The organism is Mordavella massiliensis (assembly GCF_016902415.1).
Classification (GTDB): Bacteria; Bacillota; Clostridia; order Lachnospirales; family Lachnospiraceae; genus Merdimonas; species Merdimonas faecigallinarum.
The window spans coordinates 1-625 of record NZ_JACJLV010000118.1; the positions used below are offsets into that span (position 1 = coordinate 1).

At 41.6% G+C, this 625-nt stretch carries 1 protein-coding gene and 1 pseudogene; both read left to right on the forward strand.

Features of this window, described 5'->3' with window-relative positions:
- Positions 1 to 211: hypothetical protein (locus H6A13_RS13050; RefSeq protein WP_204909957.1), on the forward strand; the 211-nt coding region annotated here is incomplete at its 5' end.
- A 97-nt stretch (positions 212 to 308) separates the two neighbouring features.
- Positions 309 to 625 (forward strand): annotated as a pseudogene (locus H6A13_RS13055) (hypothetical protein); the annotation flags it as partial.

Consider the following 625-nt stretch of genomic DNA (forward strand, 5'->3'; position numbering starts at 1 on the left):
ATACAGCAGAGATGCCGGATCAGATCGAAAAGTTGAAGTTGGAGTCTTTTACTTCAACTATAGTGGAATACCTTGTGAAAAGATATCCATTATTTTATTGAGCGCTTACTATCATATGGAAAAGCATTATATTTCCGGCATGTCTGATTCTAACGCAGCAACAGCTGTATCTGTTTTTCTATTACATTCAGGAAAATCTCAATGCTTTTAATTCCCTTATTAACAGCAGAGAGATTGGCAGATGCAGTCTTTGGAAGGACGGCCTGTGCAGTCTCTTTGCATTCCATTTTGAAAAGGAGGCTGTGCTTATGACAAATGTTAACACGAGTGAAGCGTTACATGTCAACCGGACATTCAAGTCCACTTTGTTTATCATGCTGTTCGAGGATAAGAAGAACCTGCTGGAATTGTATAATGCCATCACAGGGAAACATTACGCGGATCCGGAACTGCTTGAGATTAACACGCTGGAGAATGCGATCTATATGTCGATGAAGAATGATGTATCCTTTCTGATCGACGGCAGGCTTTCTTTGTATGAACACCAGTCCACGAAGAACCCGAATCTTCCGCTGCGGTTTCTGCTCTACATTTCGCATCTGTATTCCAGGCTGACTGTGAAAGA